This is a genomic window from Calditerricola yamamurae (assembly GCF_054654135.1).
The window spans coordinates 90,249-108,629 of sequence record NZ_BAAIFH010000004.1 but is presented as its reverse complement, the minus strand read 5'-3'; the positions used below and the strand labels follow the sequence as shown (position 1 = coordinate 108,629).

The following is an 18,381-nucleotide window of genomic DNA, read 5'->3' as shown; positions in this document are numbered from 1 at the left end:
TTGTTTATAATAAGGTGGTTACAACCGACGCACTTTTCCGATGTGGGTGGGAAGTTGTTGAGGAGGGAACCAGGCATGAAGGCGACGTGGGAGAAAACCGAAAACAGCCGTGGCGTGCTGACCGTCGAGGTGGACGAGGCCCAGGTGGCCGCGGCGCTGGACAAGGCGTTTCGGAAAGTGGTGCGCAATGTGACCGTTCCCGGCTTCCGCAAGGGGAAGGTGCCGCGCCCGATCTTTGAAGCGCGTTTTGGTGTCGAGGTACTGTACCAAGATGCGGCGGACATCCTCCTGCGGGAGACCTATCCCGAAGCCGTTGAGCAGACGGGCATCGAGCCGGTGGCGCCACCGGACATCGACATCGAGCAAATCGGCAAGGGCAAGCCGTTCATCTACAAGGCCACGGTGGTGGTCAAGCCCGACGTGAAACTGGGCGAATACAAAGGCTTGGAGATTCCGGCCAAGTCCTTCGCCGTGACGGACGAAGACGTGGAAGCCCGGCTCAAGGAGCTTCAGGAGAAAAATGCCGTCCTGGAAGCGGTGGAAGACCGTGCGGCGGAAAACGGCGACGTCGTGACCATTGACTTTGAAGGCTTCCTGAACGGTGAGCCTTTCGAGGGTGGCAAGGCGGAAAAATACGTGGTGGAACTGGGTTCGGGCACGCTGATTGCCGGCTTCGAAGAGCAGGTGGTCGGCATGAAGCCGGGCGAAGAGAAGGAGATTGCCGTCACCTTCCCGGAGGACTACCACAACGTCGATCTGGCCGGGAAAAGCGCCACCTTCAAGGTGAAGCTCCACGAGGTGAAGCGTAAAAATCTGCCGGCCCTCGACGATGAGTTCGCCAAGGACGTCAGCGAGTTTGAAACCCTCGAGGAGCTGAAGGCCGACCTGCGCAAGCAGCTTGAGGAGAAAGCACGCAACGACGAAGAGCAGTACAAGCGCGACACGGTGGTCGAGAAAGCGGCGGAAAACGCCGAGGTGGAGATTCCGGACGTCATGATCGAGCGGGAAATCGACAACCTTGTGCGCGATTTCGACTTCCAGCTCCGCCTCATGGGCCTGACGTTGGACCGCTATTTGACGATGATGCGTTTAACGCCCGACAAATTGCGGGAACAATTCAAGGAGAACGCCACCAAGCGCGTGCGGGCCTACCTGGTTCTCGAGGCGATTGCCAAGGCCGAGAACATCACGGTGACCGACGACGACATCGAGAAGGAGATCGCGGCGATTGCCGAACGGTACGAGCAACCGGTGGAACAGGTGAAGAAGGTGTACGAGGATTCCAGCCGCCTCGAAACGCTTAAGGACGAGCTTTTGATCCGCAAGACCATCGATTTTCTGGTTGCAAACAGCCGTACTGTGGCATAAACTAGAAGAAACGCCCATGCACACAATTCAACAAGGCACGGTGGGTTCTCCAGCGTGCCTTGTTTTTCCCTCATCTGTGCAAAGGGGGGCAACGTGAACATGTACCTTGTACCGATGGTGATCGAGCAGACGAATCGCGGCGAGCGGGCATACGACATTTATTCCCGGCTGCTCAAGGACCGCATCATCTTCATCGGCACGCCGATCGACGACGACGTGGCCAACCTGGTGGTGGCGCAGTTGCTCTTTCTCGCGGCGGAAGATCCGGAGAAGGACATCCACCTGTACATAAACTCGCCCGGCGGTTCGGTGACCGCGGGGCTGGCGATATATGACACCATGCAGTACATAAAACCAGACGTGTCGACGATCTGCGTGGGCATGGCTGCGAGCATGGGTGCGCTCCTGCTTGCGGCCGGGGCCAAGGGCAAGCGGTTTGCGCTGCCGAACAGCGAGATCATGATCCACCAGCCGCTCGGCGGCGTGCGTGGTCAGGCCTCCGATATCAAGATCCACGCCGACTGGATCTTGAGGACCAAGGAGCGGTTGAACCGAATCCTGGCCGAACGGACCGGGCAGCCTCTGGAGAAGATCGAGCGGGATACCGACCGCGATCACTTCATGAGCGCAGAGGAGGCGAAGGAGTACGGGATCATCGACGCGGTCATCACCCCGCGATGAGCTTACGCAAGAGGTGAGAGAATGTTTAAATTTGGCGACGAAAAAGGCCAACTCAAGTGTTCCTTTTGCGGAAAAACCCAGGACCAGGTCCGCAAGTTGGTGGCCGGTCCTGGCGTCTATATTTGTGACGAGTGCATCGAGCTGTGCACGGAAATCGTCGAGGAGGAGCTGGGCAACGAGGAAGAGCTGGAACTGACCGAGGTGCCCAAGCCCCACGAGATCCGCAAGTTCCTCGACGAGTACGTGATCGGCCAGGAGCACGCCAAGAAGACCCTCTCCGTCGCCGTGTACAACCACTACAAGCGCATCCACTCGGCGCAGAAGGTTGATGATGTGGAGCTGCAGAAGAGCAACATTTTGCTCATCGGCCCGACGGGGAGCGGGAAGACGCTCCTTGCGCAGACGCTGGCGCGCATCCTGAACGTGCCCTTTGCCATCGCCGACGCCACGTCCCTTACCGAGGCGGGGTACGTCGGTGAGGACGTGGAGAACATCCTCCTCAAGCTGATCCAGGCGGCCGACTACGATGTGGAGCGGGCAGAGAAGGGGATTATCTACATCGACGAGATCGACAAGATTGCCCGCAAGTCGGAAAACCCGTCGATCACGCGCGACGTTTCCGGCGAAGGCGTGCAGCAGGCCCTGCTCAAGATTCTCGAGGGGACCATCGCCAGCGTGCCGCCGCAGGGCGGGCGCAAGCACCCGCACCAGGAATTCATCCAGATCGACACGACGAACATCCTGTTTATCTGCGGCGGGGCTTTCGACGGTCTGGAGCAGATCATCAAGCGGCGCATCGGTAAGAAGGTGATCGGCTTCGGTGCCGACGTGGCCACGGGGGGCAAGGACTACTCTGAAGGCGAGATCCTGTCGATGGTCATGCCCGAAGATCTGCTCAAGTTTGGGCTGATTCCCGAATTCATCGGCCGTCTGCCGGTGGTGGCCACGCTTGAGCCCCTCGACGAAGATGCCCTCGTGCGCATTCTCACCGAGCCGCGTAACGCCCTGGTGAAGCAATACCAGAAGCTCCTGGAAATGGACGGCGTCGAGCTCGAGTTCACGCCGGAAGCGCTGCGGGCCATCGCCAAGGAGGCCATCAAGCGCAACACCGGCGCGCGCGGCCTGCGGGCCATTATCGAGAGCATCATGCTCGACGTGATGTACGAGACGCCTTCGCGCGACGATGTGGCCAAAGTGATCGTCCACGAGGAGACGGTGCTGCATCGCGTGCCGCCGCGTCTCGTTACCAAAGACGGTCGCATTCTCACCGACTTTGCGGCGAAAGAGGAGAGCGCCTGACCCCTTCCATCGGTGCCAACTCGTTCTCCGGCTGCCAGGGTAAACCTGGCAGCCGCTCGTTTAGGTGCCTTCCCTCCCGGCTATACTACTCCTAGCCTGCAGAGGGCGCCATTGCATACGCCGAGGAGGGAGCCCGATGGAATGGACGCTCGTCCTGATGATGATTCAGGTCTTTTTCGCCGTGGTCATCGGCTTGTACTTTTGGGGTCTCCTCAGAAACCAGCGCACCAGCCGTACCGCCGTCGACCGCGAGTCGCGCAAGGAAATGGAGCAGCTGCGTCGGCTGCGCGAGATTTCCCTGACCGAGCCTCTCGCCGAGAAGGCCCGGCCGCGTTCCTTTGACGAGATCGTCGGCCAGGAGGAGGGGCTCAAAGCGCTCAAAGCCGCCTTGTGCGGCCCCAATCCTCAGCACGTGATCATCTACGGCCCTCCGGGTGTGGGCAAGACGGCGGCGGCGCGCGTCGTGCTGGAGCTGGCCAAGCAGAACCCCCAGTCGCCCTTCCGTCCCGACGCCAAGTTTGTGGAGATCGACGCGACCACGGCCCGCTTTGACGAGCGCGGCATTGCCGATCCCCTCATCGGCTCGGTGCACGACCCGATTTACCAGGGGGCCGGTGCCCTGGGGGTGGCCGGGATTCCCCAGCCCAAGCCAGGAGCGGTAACGAAGGCCCACGGGGGCATCCTGTTCATCGACGAGATCGGCGAATTGCATCCCATTCAGATGAACAAACTGCTCAAGGTGCTCGAAGACCGGAAAGTTTTTTTGGAAAGCGCCTATTACAGTGAAGAGAACGAAAACATTCCCAAATACATCCATGACATCTTCCAAAACGGTCTCCCGGCCGACTTTCGCCTGGTCGGGGCGACCACCCGTTTGCCGGAGGAGATCCCCCCAGCCATCCGCTCCCGCTGCGTGGAGGTCTTTTTCCGCCCGCTCCGCCATGACGAAGTGGTGCGCATTGTGCGCGGGGCCCTTTCGCGCATCGACGTGGACGGCGAGGACGAGGCCGTGGACCTGATCGCCCGTTACGCGGCCAACGGGCGGGATGCGATTAACCTGCTCCAGATTGCCGCCGGTCTGGCCATTTCCGAGGGGCGGAACCGCATCACCCGCGCCGACGTGGAATGGGTGGTCCACATGAGCCAGCTGTCGCCGCGGCCGGAACGGAAAGTTCCCGACCGTCCGCTTGTCGGCGTCGCCAACGGCCTGGCCGTGTACGGTCCGAGCGCCGGTGCGCTGATGGAGGTGGAGGTGTCGTTGCTGGAGGCTGCGCGCAAAGGGCGTGGCGGGGTGACGCTCACCGGTGTGGTGGACGAGGAGGAGATCGGGGGCGGTTCGCGCGTTCTGCGGCGCAAGAGTCTGGTGCGGAGCTCGGTGGAGAACGTGCTGACCGTGCTGCGCAAACGGGGATTGCGTCCGCACGATTATGACCTTCACATCAACTTCCCCGGCGGCGTGCCCGTCGACGGTCCGTCGGCCGGCACCGCCATTCTGGTGGCGATCTATTCTGCCCTCACCGGGCGACCCGTCGATAACCTTGCCGCGATGACCGGCGAGGTGAGCATCCACGGCAAGGTGAAGCCGGTGGGCGGGATTGTGGCCAAGGTGGAAGCGGCGCGCCATGCCGGTGCCAAGCGCGTCTTTATTCCCCGGGAAAACTACCAGGCCCTGTTTGCCGAATGGCCGGACATCCAGGTGATCCCGGTGGATGCGATAGATGAGGTGCTGGAACAGGTGTTTGGAGATTCGCCGGCACCCGAGCGGCCTGCTCCGGTGCGCGTGGCCGAGCCCCTCCCGGCCGGCGCGGCGGCCTCGTTCTCCTGCGAGGCGGTTAGACAAACGAATCCGTCATGAGCTACAATGAAAGGCAGCGAAACGGAGGTGCGTGCCATGGGAACGAGGAAGGAGCCGCGCGTGTTGCCCTTGTTGCCGCTCCGGGGCATCCTGGTGTTCCCCACTATGGTCCTCCATCTCGACGTCGGGCGCGAAAAGTCGGTGCGGGCCCTTGAACGGTCGATGGTGGAGGACAATTTGATTGTGCTGGCCACCCAGGAAGAGATGCACATTGAAGCGCCCACGCCGGACGACATCTTCCGCATGGGCACGGTGGCGCACATCAAGCAGATGCTGAAGCTGCCCAACGGGACGATCCGGGTGCTCGTGGAAGGGCTGCGCCGGGCGCGGATTCTTTCCTACGAGCTTGAGGAGCCGTACTTCGCCGTGCGCGTCGAGGAAATCGAGGAACAGCGCGACGTGGAGGACAACGAGACGGAAGCGCTGATGCGCGCGGTGTTGAACCACTTTGAGCAGTACATTCGCCTGTCACGCAAGGTGTCGCCGGAGACGCTGACGGCGGTGATGGACATCGACGATCCGGGACGCCTGGCCGACGCCATCGCCTCCCACATGGCCCTCAAGATCCGCGACAAGCAGGCGATTCTGGAAACGATTGACGTCAAGGCCCGTCTGGAGAAGCTCCTGGAGATTCTCAACAACGAACGGGAAGTCCTCGAGCTTGAGCGCAAAATCGGCCTGCGCGTCAAGAAGCAGATGGAGCGGACGCAAAAGGAGTACTACCTCCGTGAGCAGATGAAGGCCATCCAGCGCGAGCTCGGCGAGCGTGAAGGACGGGCCGGCGAAATCGAGGAGCTGCGCGAGAAGCTGAAGACGTTCGAGGCGCCGCAGCATATCAAAGACAAGATCGAAAAGGAAATTGACCGGTTGGAGAAGATGCCGGCCACGTCGGCAGAGGGGGCCGTCATCCGCACGTACATCGACTGGCTGTTTGCTCTTCCGTGGACGCAGCGCACGGAAGACAACCTCGACCTGGCCCACGCCGAGAAGGTGCTCAATGAGGATCACTATGGTTTGGAAAAGGTGAAGGAGCGTATCCTCGAGTACCTGGCCGTGCAAAACCTCGTCGGAAAGCTGAAAGGGCCGATTCTCTGCCTGGTTGGGCCTCCGGGGGTGGGCAAGACGTCCCTCGGCCGTTCGATCGCCCGCGCCTTGGGACGCAAGTTCGTGCGCGTCTCCCTCGGCGGGGTGAGGGACGAAGCGGAAATCCGCGGTCACCGGCGCACCTATGTGGGGGCCCTGCCCGGCCGGATTATCCAGGGGATGAAAAACGCCGGCACGGTCAACCCCGTCTTCCTGCTGGATGAGATCGACAAGATGTCGATGGACTTCCGCGGCGACCCGTCGTCGGCGCTCCTCGAGGTACTCGATCCCGAGCAGAACCACGCCTTCAGTGACCACTACATCGAGGAGCCCTACGACCTTTCGCAGGTGATGTTCATTGCCACAGCCAACACGACGCACACCATCCCCCGTCCCCTCCTCGACCGGATGGAGGTGATTTACCTTTCCGGGTATACCGAGGTGGAAAAGCTGCACATCGCCCGAGACTACCTCTTGCCCAAGCAGATGAAGGAGCACGGGTTGGGCAAAGACAAACTGCAGGTGCACGACGAGGCCCTGCTGAAGATTATCCGCCGTTATACCCGTGAGGCCGGCGTGCGCAACCTGGAGCGGCAGCTGGCCACCTTGTGCCGCAAAGCGGCCAAGCTGATCGTGAGCGGGGAGAAAAAGCGCGTCGTCGTAACGCCGAACACGGTGGAGACGCTTCTCGGCAAGCCGAAGTTCCGTTATGGCGTGGCCGAGAAGAAGGATCAGGTGGGTGTGGCCACGGGGCTGGCCTGGACGGAAGCCGGCGGCGACACGCTACTGGTTGAGGTGTCGGTGCTGCCGGGCAAGGGCAAGCTCACGCTGACCGGCCACCTCGGCGATGTGATGAAGGAGTCGGCCCAAGCGGCCTTCAGCTACATCCGCTCACGGTGGCAAGAGCTCGGTATTGATCCGGAGTTCCACGAGAAAACGGACATCCACATCCATGTGCCCGAGGGGGCCATCCCCAAGGACGGCCCATCGGCCGGCATCACCATGGCTACGGCCCTGGCCTCGGCCCTGACGGGACGCCCCGTCTCGCGCGAGGTGGGCATGACCGGGGAGATTACCTTGCGCGGCACGGTACTGCCCATCGGCGGGGTAAAGGAAAAGGTGCTGAGTGCTCACCGGGCGGGGCTCAAGACGGTGGTGTTGCCCAAGGAAAACGAGAAGGACCTCGACGACGTGCCGGAGACGGTGCGTCGCGACCTCGCCTTCGTCCTGGTCGAGCACATGGACGAGGTGCTGAAGGTAGCGCTCAAAGAGGAGATCCTGTCACCGCCCACCTGGCTGAAGCGCCGCGAGGAGAACGACGAGGACAAACCGGAGATGACGGTCCCGGCGGCGGCCGTCATGGAGCGGGGGGAAACGGGACGTGAAGGTGACGCAGGCAGCGTACGCATGTAGCGCGGTTTCGCCCGACCAGTACCCGAAGGACCGGCTCCCGGAGATCGCCCTGGTGGGCCGGTCCAACGTGGGCAAGTCCTCGTTCATCAACAAGATGGTGAACCGCCACAACCTGGCCCACACCAGCTCCAAGCCGGGGAAAACGCGCACGCTGAACTTCTACCGCATCAACAATCGCTTGTACTTCGTCGACTTTCCCGGCTACGGCTTTGCGAAAGTGTCGAAGGAGGAGCGGGCCAAGTGGGCGGCGTTCATCGAGGAGTACCTGCAGAACCGGCGCTTCCTTGTCGGCGTCGTCCACATCGTCGACCTGCGCCATCCGCCCACGGCCGACGACAAGCTGATGGCCGACTGGCTGCGCCACGCCGGCATTCCCACCGTCGTTGTGGCCACCAAAGCCGACAAGGTGTCGCGTGGCCAGTGGCCCAAGCACGTCAAGGCGGTGCGCGAGGTGCTCGCCCTGGGCGAGGAGGTGCCCGTCGTCGTCTTCTCGGCCGAGACGGGGGAAGGCAAGGATAAGGTGTGGGGCCTGCTCCTCGACTGGGTCGATGCCTTCAAGGCACCGGTGGTGTAGGGAGCGACACAAAGAGCGAAAAGCGGGGGAGCGTTCTGGATGATGCCCTTTTCCGTAGGCGCGCGGAAAAGGGCAATTTTATTTTTTGTGGGGCGTATCCTGTAAAATTGGGATATCCGTATGGCGATTCTGTGGGTTCATTTCACCGAATATTGCCTGCTTTCCCGCTGCCTTGATTTTGTTGCCGCCAGCCGCACGCCCCCGACCTCGCGTACGGGCGGGAGCGGGGGCGTTTTTCCGCCGTTCAGAGGCCGCAGCGGTGTGCGGGACTTAGCGCTTTCCCCCCACGAGGAGATACACCCCCGCCACCACCGCTGCAACGGGCCACCACCGGTCTAGGGCGTTGAGAAGGTCGAGCGACGGTAGCAGACCGGAATCCCGAGCGGCGTTCAGCGCGGCGCTGAGTCCTGCCAGTGTCGAGGCGGCCCATACGAGGGGCGCCCGCGTAGCCCATGCAGCCACAACGCAGGCCGCCGCCACGATGAGGGGTTCGACCAGGGCCGCGCGCAGCCCGGGCACCAGATGGGCTTTGGCCAGGGGCAAGAGCCCAAAGCCGAGCAGGAGCAGTCCGGGGATGAGCAAGTCGGCGTCGCGCTGCTGGCGGGCGACGGAGAGGAAATAGATGCCGAGGGCGGCGAGCAAGGCCGGTCCGCTCAGTAGGGCGTCGAGAACGGGCTGGTGAAGGTGGCGGTTGAGGACAAACAGCCCGACCCACAATAGGGCCACCCCGCCGAGGAGGAAACGGCGGCCGCTCGGGCGCTTGGCCATGGGCGGATCACCTCCGGTTGTCAGCTGGGCGGCTGCGCGGACGCGGCTTTCGGTGTATGCGGCCGCGTCGGCCATTCGGCCAGCACCATCCCGGCGAAGATGAGCGCGCCGCCGACGAGGGCAAGGGGGCCGAGTTCCTCGCCGGTCCACCAGTACGAGGTGAGGGCGGCAAACAGCGGTTCGGTGGCGAAAATGAGGGCCACGTGGGCCGGTGTGGTGTATCGCTGAAAGGCCGTCTGCGCCCAAAAGGCCAGGGCCGTGGCCGGAACGGCGGTGATCAGGAGGGCCAGCCACACGTCGCGGTTGCCCCACACGGAAGGCGACACCAGGTGGGCCGGGTTTTCCCACACCCACGCAGCGGCAAAGCTGAGGACGGCCACCGTGGCGATCTGCACCACGGCAAGGACCAGGGCGTTGTGGCGCGGCGCGTAGCGACCGGTGCAGATGATTTGCAGGGCAAAGCAGAGGGCGCACATCAGCACCAACGTGTCGCCACGGTTCCAAGCGCTTCCGGCGATGGAGAGCGCAGCGAGCTCTGCGCTGCTCCCATCCTTGAACAAGCGGAAGATTTCTTCCCCTGCGCCGGTGAGGAGGTACAGCCCGGCGGCCGCCAGCCCGGCGCCGGCCCACGCCGGGACGGTGGGACGGTGGTGCAGAATCAGCCAGCTGAACAGGGGCACGAGGACGACGGACAGGCCGGTAATGAAGCCGGCCCGCGCCGGCGTGGTCCACAGGAGGCCAAGGGTTTGCAAGGCATAGCCGCCGAACAGCCATACCCCCAGCACTGCTCCGGCGGCCAGGCTGCGGCGGTCTGCGCGCGCCTTTTGCCCGAGCAGCCGCCCGATGGCCCACAGGCACAGCGCGGCCAGGGTGAAGCGAACGGCCAGAAAGCTAAAGGGCGGAAGCTTTGCGATGGCCTTTTGCACGAGAACAAAGGTGGCACCCCACACGAAGGCCACGCCGAGGAGCGCGGCATCGGCTGCCCACTTGCGCATGTCGGCGTTCCCGCCTTTCGTTGACAGAATCGTGCTACAACGAATCATTATACCACGGGGCACCGCGCGGCCGGGGCAACTGTTTGCGATTGTTCACATTTGCCTTCCGATGACCGGCGGACAACGTGTTATAATAACGATGATGTGAAAGACTAGGATCGACACCGTGTGGGCTTTTGTGTCAGCAAAGGTGGGTGAACCCCATGCACATCCTGGTGGTCGGCCTGAATCACAAGACGGCGCCGGTCGCCGTGCGCGAAAGGCTGGCCTTTACGCCGGAACACCGCGATCGGGCCCTGCCGGTGCTGCGCAACACGAAGAGCGTCCTCGAAGGCGTCATCCTCTCCACGTGCAACCGCATGGAAGTGTACGCTGTCGTCGACCAGCTGCACACCGGTGAGCACTTCATCAAGGGCTTTTTGAGTGAGCAGTTCAATCTGCCGAAAGAGGAATTTGTCCCGTATTTGTACGTGAAGGCAAACGACGAGGCCGTTGTCCACCTCTTCCGCGTGACGGCGGGCCTCGATTCCCTCGTGTTGGGCGAGACGCAAATTCTCGGGCAGGTGCGTGAGGCCTACTACGCGGCGCTGGAGGCCGGCGCCACGGGTACGGTGTTCAACACGCTGTTCAAGCAGGCCATCACGCTGGCCAAGCGTGCCCATGCCGAGACGCAGATCAACCACAATGCCGTGTCGGTCAGCTATGCCGCGGTCGAGCTGGGGAAGAAGGTGTTCGGCTCCTTTTCCGGCAAGCGCGTGCTGATCATCGGCGCCGGCAAGATGGGCGAACTGACCGTCAAGCACCTTCTTGCCAACGGGGCGAGCCAGGTAATGGTCGTCAACCGCACGGTGGAGAAGGCACAGGAGCTAGCTGCCTCCTACAACGGCGAGGCCTATGGGCTGGACGCACTGTCCGCGGTCCTGCCCCAGGCCGACGTCGTGATCAGCTCCACCGGATCGCCGGGCTACGTGGTGACAAAGGACGACGTGGCCGCAGCGATGGCCCAGCGCCGCTTGCGGCCGCTCTTCCTCATCGACATTGCCGTGCCGCGCGACCTTGACCCGGCCATCGCCGAGCTTGACAACGTGTACCTCTACGATATCGACGACCTGAAGGATGTGGTGGAGGCCAACCTGCGCGAGCGCGAGAAGGAAGCGCGAAAAATCGAGGCGATGATTGCGGAGGAGCTGGAGGCGTTCCACAAGTGGCTGCATACCCTGGGCGTGGTGCCGCTCATTGCCGCCTTGCGCGAAAAGGCCTTGGCCATCCAGGACGAGGCAATGAAGCGCATCGAGCAGAAATTGCCGCACCTGACCGAACAGGAGCTGCGCGTGATCCGCAAACAGACGAAGAGCATCGTCAACCAGCTGTTGCGTGACCCCATCTTGCGCATCAAGGAGTTGGCCGCCGAGCCGAACGCCGAAGAAGCCAAGAAGCTCTTTGCCGCCATTTTCGCCCTTGAGGAGGCCCTTGCTGCACGACAAGCCCAGGAGACCGCCTGTAAGCGGCCGGAAACCGACGCCGTTGGCGATCGGTTTCCGGCGGTGGGAATCCACGAAGTTTCCCTCCGGCCGTAAGGAGCGTACCTCCTGCGGCCACGCCATAAAGGAGCGGTCGCCGTGCTGGGGCTCAGCTGGCTGTACGACGCCATCCTGACGATCTACGCCTTTAGCGTGATGGTGTATTTCTCAGATTTCTTGCAACGCAACCGGAAGGCCAATCGCTTTGCCTTCGGGTTGCTTTCTGCTGTTTGGACGCTGATGACCTTTTTCTTTCTCGGGCGGGCGTGGGAAAACCAGTACTTGCCCCTCGTCACGCTGTTTGACATGCTCTTTTTCTTCAGCTGGATGCTGGTCGGCCTGTCGCTTTTGCTAAACTGGTTTTACCGTGTTGATCTGTTCGTCTTTTTCGCCAACGTTGTGGGATTTGCCTTTCTGGCCTTCAGCCTGTTTGCTCCGCAGGAGACGACGCCGGAAGGCCTGGAACATCTCCGCTCCAACCTGTTGTGGCTGCACATCGCCATGACCTTTTTTAGCTACGTGGCTTTCTTTTTGTCGGCCATCTTTTCGGCCATGTACCTGTGGCACGACCGCATGCTGAAGCGCAAAGACTGGCATCCGCGCCTGTGGCGCTTTCCCAGTCTGGAGCAATTGGACCGCTTCGCCTTTCGCTTTGTGGCTGCCGGCGTGCCGCTGCTTCTCCTCGGCCTCATCCTGGGGGTCATTTGGGCATACTGGAAGATAGCCGGAAACTTCTGGCTGGATCCGAAGGTGGTCGCTTCAGTGGTGGTCCTGGGAATGTACGTGGCCTACCTGTACCGCCGTATTCGCCCCCAGTGGTCGGCTAAGCGTCTGGCCGAATGGAACCTGATCGCCTTTGTCGCCGTCTTGGCGAACCTGCTCGTGTCGGCGTCGTTTTCCTCGTTTCACCTGTGGCTATAGGAGGCGACGGGCATGCCGCCCCTGTATCCGATCTTTGTAAATCTGCAGTGCCGTCCGTGTCTCGTTGTCGGCGGTGGGGCGGTGGCGGAGCGAAAGGTGATGGGGCTCCTTGCCGCCGAGGCGCAGGTGACCGTGGTCAGCCCGGAGGCGACGGAGGTCCTGCGCGCGCTGGCCGAACAGGGGAGGATCCGCTGGCTGGCGCGTCCCTTTGCGCCGGATGATGTTTCCGGTATGGTCCTCGTGGTGGCGGCGACGAACCGGCCCGAGGTGAACGCCCAGGTGAGCGAGGCGGCCCAGCGGCGCGGCGTGTGGGTTAACGTCGTCGACCAGCCCCAGCGCTGCACCTTTTTTGTCCCGTCGGTGGTGCGGCGTGGCGACCTGGTGCTGGCCGTCTCTACCGGCGGGGCCAGTCCGGCGCTGGCCTGGCGCATCCGCCAAGAACTGGAGATGCGCTACGAGGAGGCCTACGCGCGGTACGTGGACAACCTCGCCGCTCTTCGCGCTTACGTGCAGGAGCGCATATCCGACGAAGCGACGCGCCGCGCGCTCCTGGCTCGGTTTGCCGACGACCCGTGGCGGGAGGCGGCCCTCGTCGAGGATGCCGAGACGTGGCGGGCCCGGGCTCAGGCGTACGTCGACGCGCAGGTCGGGACGGCGAGCGAGCGGGCGGAAGAACCCGATCCGGCGGATGGGGCGGGAGCGGCGCGCGGGGCGAAGTCGATGCGCGATGCGGAGAACGGAGGATGACCGATGCGAAGGATTGTCGTGGGAACGCGGCGCAGCGCCCTGGCGATGACGCAGACGCGGTGGGTGATCGAGCGGCTGGAAGCCCTCGGCACCGGGCATGTGTTTGCGGTGCAGCCGATCGTCACCAAAGGCGACCGCATTCTTGATGTCACGCTGTCGAAGATTGGCGGCAAAGGCTTGTTCGTCAAGGAGATCGAGCAGGCGCTTCTCGACGGGGAGGCCGACCTGGCCGTACATAGCCTGAAAGACCTGCCGGCCGAGCTTCCCGACGGGCTGGTGATCGCCGCTGTCCCGCCGCGGGAAGACCCGCGCGACGCCCTCATTTCCCGGGACGGGAGGCGGTTTGAGGAATTGCCCGCCGGGGCGGTGGTGGGGACGAGCAGCCTGCGCCGCGCCGCCCAGCTCCGCGCGTGGCGCCCCGACGTGCGCGTGGTGCCCCTGCGCGGGAATGTGGACACCCGCCTCAAGCGCCTGGAGGCGGGCGACTTCGACGCCATCGTGCTGGCTGCGGCGGGCCTGGCGCGCATGGGGTGGCTCGACCGGGTAACGGAATTCCTGCCGCCCGAGCGGGTGATCCCTGCCGTCGGCCAGGGGGCCCTTGCCGTGGAGTGCCGCGCCGACGACGAGGAGGTGCTGGGCCTGGTTGTGCGCCTCAACGACCGCGACACGGAGCGGGCGGTGCGCGCCGAGCGGGCCTTCCTGCACCGCTTGAACGGCGGCTGCCAGGTGCCCCTTGGAGCGTATGCCGTGGTCGACGGCGCGCGCGTGCGCCTCACCGGCTTTGTCGGCGCGCCGGACGGCTCGCGCCTGATTGTGGAGACGGTGGACGGAACGGAAGCGGAAGAAGTGGGCGTGGCCGCAGCGGAGCGCATTCTTGCCCGCGGCGGTGACGCGCTGTTGGAGCAGGTGGGAGAGGGGAGTCGGCGATGAGCAATGTGCGGACGGAAAAAGCGGTTCCCGCGGCGGCGACGGGCTCGCGCGGGGCCCCGCAGCCGGGGAAGGTGTTCCTCGTCGGTGCCGGCCCCGGCGACGCCAAACTGATCACGCTACGCGGCTTGGAGGCCCTGCAGCAGGCGGACGTCATCCTGTACGACCGCCTGGCCAACCCGCGTCTCTTCGACTATGCACCGGACGACGCCGAGCGCATCTACGTCGGCAAGATGCCCGACCGGCACTCGCTCACCCAGGAAGAGATCAACGCCCTCCTCGTCGAGAAGGCCCTCGCGGGCAAAACGGTGGTCCGCCTCAAGGGCGGCGACCCGTGCGTCTTTGGCCGCGTGGGGGAAGAGGCCGAGGCCCTGGCGGCTCACGGCATTCCCTTTGAGATTGTTCCCGGCATTACCGCGGGCATTGCCGTTCCGGCCTACGCGGGCATCCCGGTAACGCACCGCGATTTCAACAGCTCCGTTGCCTTCGTTACCGGGCACGAGCGGCCGGACAAGGAAGGATCGTCGATCAATTGGGCCAAGCTGGCCACGGCGGTGGACACCCTCGTCTTCTACATGGGCGTGGGCAACCTGCCGTTCATCGTCGAACAGCTTCTGGCCCACGGCCGCGCGCCGGATACCCCGGTAGCCGTCATCCGCTGGGGCACGCTGCCCGAGCAGCAAACGGTGACGGGCACGCTGGCGACGATTGTCGAGCGGGTGCGCGAAGCCGGCCTCCAACCGCCGGCGATCACCGTCGTCGGCGATGTGGTCCGGCTGCGCGAAAAGCTGGCGTGGTACGAGAAGAAGCCCCTCTTCGGCAAGCGCGTCCTTGTCACGCGGGCGCGGGCCCAGGCCAGCGACCTCTCCCGCCTCATCGCCGAGCTAGGCGGCGAGCCGGTGGAGTTTCCCGTCATCCGCCTCGTGTCGCCGCGCAACCCGGCGTCCCTCGACGCCGCCCTCGACCGCCTGGACGCGTTCGACTGGGTGATCTTCACCAGCACAAACGGCGTGGCCTTCTTCTTCCGCCGCCTGCGGGAGCGGGGCAGAGACATCCGCACCATGGCCCGGGCGCGCGTCGCCGCCGTAGGTCCGAAGACGGCCGAGGCCCTTGAGGAGAAGGGACTGCGCGTCGAGCTCCTGCCGCAGCGCTTCGACGGCGACGCCCTGGCCGCGGCCCTGGCCGGCAAGGTGAAGCCCGGCGACCGCGTCCTCCTGCCGCGGGCCGACATTGCCCGCAAGGCCCTGCCGGAGGCGTTGCGGGCCCTGGGGGCCGAGGTGACCGAGGCCGATACCTACGACAATGTCATCGACGCCCGCGGCGCCGAGGAGGTGGCGGCCCTCCTGCGCGAAAAGCGCATCCATGTCGTTACTTTTACCAGCTCGTCGACGGTAAGGAACTTCGTCGAAGCGCTAAAAGACCATGACGTGCCCGCTCTCCTCGACGGGGTAACGGTGGCCTGCATCGGTCCCCTCACGGCAAGGACGGCGGAAGCCCTCGGGCTGCGCGTTGACGCCGTGGCCGAGGAAGCGACAATTGAAGGTCTGGTTCGAGCCATTGGAGGTGGAGCGCGATGAGCTTTGCCCGCCTGCGCCGGTTGCGCCGTACACCCGCTTTGCGCGCCCTGGTGCGCGAGACGCACCTGTCCGTGGACGATCTGATCTATCCGCTCTTTGTGGTGGAAGGGGACAATATCAAAGAAGAAGTGCCCTCCATGCCCGGCGTGTATCACGTCTCCCTCGACCGCCTGGACGAGGAAGTGGGCGAGGCGGTCGACCTCGGCCTCAAGGCCGTCATCCTGTTTGGTGTGCCGCAGCACAAGGACGAGGTGGGCTCGGCGGCCTACGCCGAGGACGGGATTGTCCAGCGCGCCACGCGCCGCATCAAGGAGCAGTATCCCGACCTTGTCGTCATCGCCGACACCTGCTTGTGCCAGTACACCAGCCACGGCCATTGCGGCGTGGTGGAAAACGGCGAGGTGCTGAACGACCCGTCCCTTGAGCTGCTGGTGAAGACGGCCGTCTCCCAGGCGGCAGCCGGCGCCGATGTGATCGCCCCGTCGAACATGATGGACGGTTTTGTCTACGCCATCCGCAAGGGCCTTGATGAAGCGGGGTACACCCACGTGCCTATCCTCTCCTACGCAGTGAAGTACGCCTCGGCCTTCTACGGCCCGTTCCGCGATGCGGCCCACTCTGCGCCGCAGTTCGGCGATCGCAAGACGTACCAGATGGACCCGGCCAATGCTCGCGAGGCCCTGCGCGAAGCGCGCGCCGACGTGGAGCAGGGGGCCGACCTGTTGATGGTGAAGCCAGCCCTGGCCTACCTCGACATCATCCGGCTCTTGAAGGAGCACTTCGATCTCCCCGTGGCGGCCTACAACGTGAGCGGCGAGTACAGCATGATCAAGGCGGCGGCGGCCAACGGGTGGATCGACGAGCGCGCCGTGGTGATGGAGCTGCTCACCGGCATCAAGCGAGCCGGCGCCGACCTCATCCTGACCTATTTCGCCAAGGATGTGGCCCGCTGGCTCAGGGAAGGTGAATAAGATGAGCCTGCAGACGATGGACGCTCTCGACCGCGAGCTGCTCAATCTCCTGCAAGAGAACATCCCCCTTGTGCCGCGCCCGTACCAGGCTCTCGCCGAACGGCTGGGCACGACGGAAGCCGATGTGCTGCGGCGCGTGGCCGAGCTGAAAAAGACGGTGGTGCGCCAGATCTCGGCCATCTTTGACACGCGGGCCCTCGGCTACGCCTCCAGCCTGGTGGCTGCCCGCGTCAAGCCGGAGCTCGTGGACAAGGCGGCGCAGGTGATCAACGAGCACCCCGGTGTCAGCCACAACTACAAGCGCAACCACGCCTTCAACCTGTGGTTCACCATTGCCGTGCCCCCCAACAGCCGCTTCGGCCTGGAGAAGACGGTGGAGATCCTCGGGAAGCGCGCCCCGGGCGTCGAGTCGATCCGCCTCCTGCCCACGCTGAAGTTGTTCAAGATTGGTGTGCAGCTCGATGTCACCGGCAAGGAGGACACGTCCAAGGCCAAGGCCAAGCCCACCTATACCGATGAGGACCGGAAAAATGCCGACAGCCGCCTTTCCGACCTCGACATTGCCATGGTTCGCGAGTTGCAGAAGGACCTCCCGGTGACCGAACGTCCCTTTGACGAATGGGCGCAGAACATCGGCATCACCACGGAGGAGCTCCTCGCAGGCGCCGAGAGTCTGAAACAGCGCAAGCTGATGCGTCGCTTCTCCGCCGTGCTGCGCCACCGCCAGGCCGGTTTTCTCTTCAACGGCATGGGCGTGTGGAACGTGCCCGACGACAAGGTGGAAGAGGTGGGCCCGAAGATGGCCGCCTTCAAGGCCGTCAGCCACTGCTACCTGCGCCCGCGCTACGAGGACTGGCCGTACAACATCTTCACCATGGTCCACGGCCGTTCGCTGGAGGAATGCGAGGCCATCCTGAAGGCGATCGAGGAAGAGACGGGCATCACCGACCGCATCGTGCTCTACTCCACGAAGGAGTACAAGAAGACGCGCGTCGAGTACTTCACCCCGGAAACCTACGAGTGGGAAGCGAAAGTGGCGGAAGAGATGGGGCTTTAAACGCCGTCAAGGTGGTTTATCCAGGAGGCATGGGCGATTCGCAAGCAATCCGAAAGTCGGATGCTTGCGGGTCGCCTTTTTGTATGGTGTCGTCGACCTGCAATCGTGCAAAAACCCCGGGAGGTCGACGACACGTTGTGAAACTGTCCGAACCCGAGCATGCCCTTGCCGGATGGGTTTGTGTGGTGTAGAATGTTTTCGTAAGATTTCGTTCTTATTTTGCCATTTTTTTGTATCCCGCGACGATAGGGTTTTTTGGGGTTTGTAGACTACCTATGAGGGATTGAAACTGCAGGGGATCAAGGAGATTCCCCCGTCGATGCACACCGTTTGTAGACTACCTATGAGGGATTGAAACAGCAAGGCGTTGTAGGCCTCGCCCATGGCGCGGCTCAGTTTGTAGACTACCTATGAGGGATTGAAACATTGAGGAGCTTTACGAAGAGGTCGCCAATGTGCTGAGTTTGTAGACTACCTATGAGGGATTGAAACTCCTCATGGCGCGCCCGTCGTGCGTCGGCGTGCCCCACTTGTTTGTAGACTACCTATGAGGGATTGAAACCTGAACAGCCGGGCCGACGACGGCTTCGCCTACTGGGTTTGTAGACTACCTATGAGGGATTGA

Annotated in this window: 15 protein-coding genes and 1 CRISPR repeat array (1 of these 16 cut by a window edge); of the genes, 13 read left to right on the top strand and 2 right to left on the bottom strand. The window is 63.4% G+C overall.

Annotation, left to right across the window (positions count from 1 at the left end; translation table 11 throughout):
- Nucleotides 1-75: 75 nt before the first annotated feature.
- The 6 genes from tig (at nucleotide 76) to yihA (ending at nucleotide 8,273) form a co-directional block, all read left to right on the top strand.
- Nucleotides 76-1,368: a trigger factor gene (gene tig / locus ACYQ0Z_RS01930; RefSeq protein WP_459863912.1), complete on the top strand. Its 1,293-nt coding sequence runs from the start codon at nucleotides 76-78 to the stop codon at nucleotides 1,366-1,368.
- A gap of 99 nt (nucleotides 1,369-1,467) precedes the next feature.
- Nucleotides 1,468-2,049 (top strand): ATP-dependent Clp endopeptidase proteolytic subunit ClpP, encoded by a 582-nt coding sequence (gene clpP, locus ACYQ0Z_RS01925; RefSeq protein ID WP_459865063.1) that lies wholly within the window; start codon nucleotides 1,468-1,470, stop codon nucleotides 2,047-2,049.
- A gap of 21 nt (nucleotides 2,050-2,070) precedes the next feature.
- Entirely contained in the window at nucleotides 2,071-3,348 is a 1,278-nt protein-coding gene (gene clpX, locus ACYQ0Z_RS01920; protein WP_459863910.1) for an ATP-dependent protease ATP-binding subunit ClpX, read from the top strand.
- A 136-nt stretch (nucleotides 3,349-3,484) separates the two neighbouring features.
- Nucleotides 3,485-5,203: an ATP-dependent protease LonB gene (gene lonB / locus ACYQ0Z_RS01915; RefSeq protein ID WP_459863908.1), complete on the top strand. Its 1,719-nt coding sequence runs from the start codon at nucleotides 3,485-3,487 to the stop codon at nucleotides 5,201-5,203.
- A 36-nt stretch (nucleotides 5,204-5,239) separates the two neighbouring features.
- Nucleotides 5,240-7,699, top strand: a complete 2,460-nt coding sequence (lon, locus tag ACYQ0Z_RS01910) for an endopeptidase La (protein ID WP_459863906.1) — start codon at nucleotides 5,240-5,242, stop codon at nucleotides 7,697-7,699.
- The gene (yihA, locus tag ACYQ0Z_RS01905; protein WP_459863904.1) at nucleotides 7,668-8,273 is read left to right on the top strand and encodes a ribosome biogenesis GTP-binding protein YihA/YsxC; all 606 of its coding nucleotides are present in this window, start codon (nucleotides 7,668-7,670) and stop codon (nucleotides 8,271-8,273) included. The genes lon and yihA overlap by 32 nt, the downstream gene beginning before the upstream one ends.
- Nucleotides 8,274-8,543: 270 nt before the next feature.
- On the opposite strand, the gene ACYQ0Z_RS01900 is transcribed toward yihA, so the two are convergent.
- Together ACYQ0Z_RS01900 and ACYQ0Z_RS01895 are read right to left on the bottom strand one after the other, a co-directional pair.
- Nucleotides 8,544-9,041, bottom strand: coding sequence for a hypothetical protein (locus ACYQ0Z_RS01900; protein ID WP_459863902.1), 498 nt, complete (start codon nucleotides 9,039-9,041; stop codon nucleotides 8,544-8,546).
- Between the two features lie 20 nt (nucleotides 9,042-9,061).
- Nucleotides 9,062-10,036 carry a DMT family transporter gene (locus ACYQ0Z_RS01895; protein ID WP_459863900.1) on the bottom strand — a complete coding sequence of 325 codons (975 nt, stop codon included), beginning with the start codon at nucleotides 10,034-10,036 and terminating at the stop codon, nucleotides 9,062-9,064.
- A 203-nt stretch (nucleotides 10,037-10,239) separates the two neighbouring features.
- Between ACYQ0Z_RS01895 and hemA the strand changes: the two genes are divergently transcribed.
- Genes hemA through ahbA form a run of 7 tightly spaced genes read left to right on the top strand, consistent with a single transcriptional unit; the run spans nucleotide 10,240 to nucleotide 17,756 of the window.
- On the top strand, nucleotides 10,240-11,613 hold the full coding sequence (gene hemA / locus ACYQ0Z_RS01890; protein WP_459863898.1) for a glutamyl-tRNA reductase: 1,374 nt from the start codon (nucleotides 10,240-10,242) through the stop codon (nucleotides 11,611-11,613).
- A 42-nt stretch (nucleotides 11,614-11,655) separates the two neighbouring features.
- Nucleotides 11,656-12,477 (top strand): cytochrome C assembly family protein, encoded by an 822-nt coding sequence (locus ACYQ0Z_RS01885; RefSeq protein ID WP_459863896.1) that lies wholly within the window; start codon nucleotides 11,656-11,658, stop codon nucleotides 12,475-12,477.
- 12 nt (nucleotides 12,478-12,489) lie between these two features.
- Nucleotides 12,490-13,224 carry a precorrin-2 dehydrogenase/sirohydrochlorin ferrochelatase family protein gene (locus ACYQ0Z_RS01880; RefSeq protein WP_459863894.1) on the top strand — a complete coding sequence of 245 codons (735 nt, stop codon included), beginning with the start codon at nucleotides 12,490-12,492 and terminating at the stop codon, nucleotides 13,222-13,224.
- 3 nt (nucleotides 13,225-13,227) lie between these two features.
- Nucleotides 13,228-14,154 carry a hydroxymethylbilane synthase gene (hemC, locus tag ACYQ0Z_RS01875; protein ID WP_459863892.1) on the top strand — a complete coding sequence of 309 codons (927 nt, stop codon included), beginning with the start codon at nucleotides 13,228-13,230 and terminating at the stop codon, nucleotides 14,152-14,154.
- Nucleotides 14,151-15,728, top strand: a complete 1,578-nt coding sequence (cobA, locus tag ACYQ0Z_RS01870) for a uroporphyrinogen-III C-methyltransferase (RefSeq protein ID WP_459863890.1) — start codon at nucleotides 14,151-14,153, stop codon at nucleotides 15,726-15,728. Before hemC ends, cobA begins: the two co-directional genes overlap by 4 nt.
- Entirely contained in the window at nucleotides 15,725-16,699 is a 975-nt protein-coding gene (hemB, locus tag ACYQ0Z_RS01865) for a porphobilinogen synthase (protein ID WP_459863888.1), read from the top strand. Before cobA ends, hemB begins: the two co-directional genes overlap by 4 nt.
- Nucleotide 16,700: 1 nt before the next feature.
- Nucleotides 16,701-17,756, top strand: a complete 1,056-nt coding sequence (ahbA, locus tag ACYQ0Z_RS01860; RefSeq protein ID WP_459863886.1) for a siroheme decarboxylase subunit alpha — start codon at nucleotides 16,701-16,703, stop codon at nucleotides 17,754-17,756.
- A 260-nt stretch (nucleotides 17,757-18,016) separates the two neighbouring features.
- A CRISPR array of direct repeats spans nucleotides 18,017-18,381; the repeat unit is 30 nt; unit sequence GTTTGTAGACTACCTATGAGGGATTGAAAC; it runs 885 nt beyond the window's last position.

Excerpts from the sequence above, each read along its gene's own strand:
- tig (WP_459863912.1), top strand. The coding sequence starts at position 76 with ATGAAGGCGACGTGGGAGAAAACCGAAAACAGCCGTGGCGTGCTGACC.
- clpP (WP_459865063.1), top strand. The coding sequence starts at position 1,468 with ATGTACCTTGTACCGATGGTGATCGAGCAGACGAATCGCGGCGAGCGG.
- clpX (WP_459863910.1), top strand. The coding sequence starts at position 2,071 with ATGTTTAAATTTGGCGACGAAAAAGGCCAACTCAAGTGTTCCTTTTGC.
- lonB (WP_459863908.1), top strand. The coding sequence starts at position 3,485 with ATGGAATGGACGCTCGTCCTGATGATGATTCAGGTCTTTTTCGCCGTG.
- lon (WP_459863906.1), top strand. The coding sequence starts at position 5,240 with ATGGGAACGAGGAAGGAGCCGCGCGTGTTGCCCTTGTTGCCGCTCCGG.
- ACYQ0Z_RS01900 (WP_459863902.1), bottom strand. The coding sequence starts at position 9,041 with ATGGCCAAGCGCCCGAGCGGCCGCCGTTTCCTCCTCGGCGGGGTGGCC.
- ACYQ0Z_RS01895 (WP_459863900.1), bottom strand. The coding sequence starts at position 10,036 with ATGCGCAAGTGGGCAGCCGATGCCGCGCTCCTCGGCGTGGCCTTCGTG.
- hemA (WP_459863898.1), top strand. The coding sequence starts at position 10,240 with ATGCACATCCTGGTGGTCGGCCTGAATCACAAGACGGCGCCGGTCGCC.
- ACYQ0Z_RS01880 (WP_459863894.1), top strand. The coding sequence starts at position 12,490 with ATGCCGCCCCTGTATCCGATCTTTGTAAATCTGCAGTGCCGTCCGTGT.
- hemC (WP_459863892.1), top strand. The coding sequence starts at position 13,228 with ATGCGAAGGATTGTCGTGGGAACGCGGCGCAGCGCCCTGGCGATGACG.
- cobA (WP_459863890.1), top strand. The coding sequence starts at position 14,151 with ATGAGCAATGTGCGGACGGAAAAAGCGGTTCCCGCGGCGGCGACGGGC.
- hemB (WP_459863888.1), top strand. The coding sequence starts at position 15,725 with ATGAGCTTTGCCCGCCTGCGCCGGTTGCGCCGTACACCCGCTTTGCGC.
- ahbA (WP_459863886.1), top strand. The coding sequence starts at position 16,701 with ATGAGCCTGCAGACGATGGACGCTCTCGACCGCGAGCTGCTCAATCTC.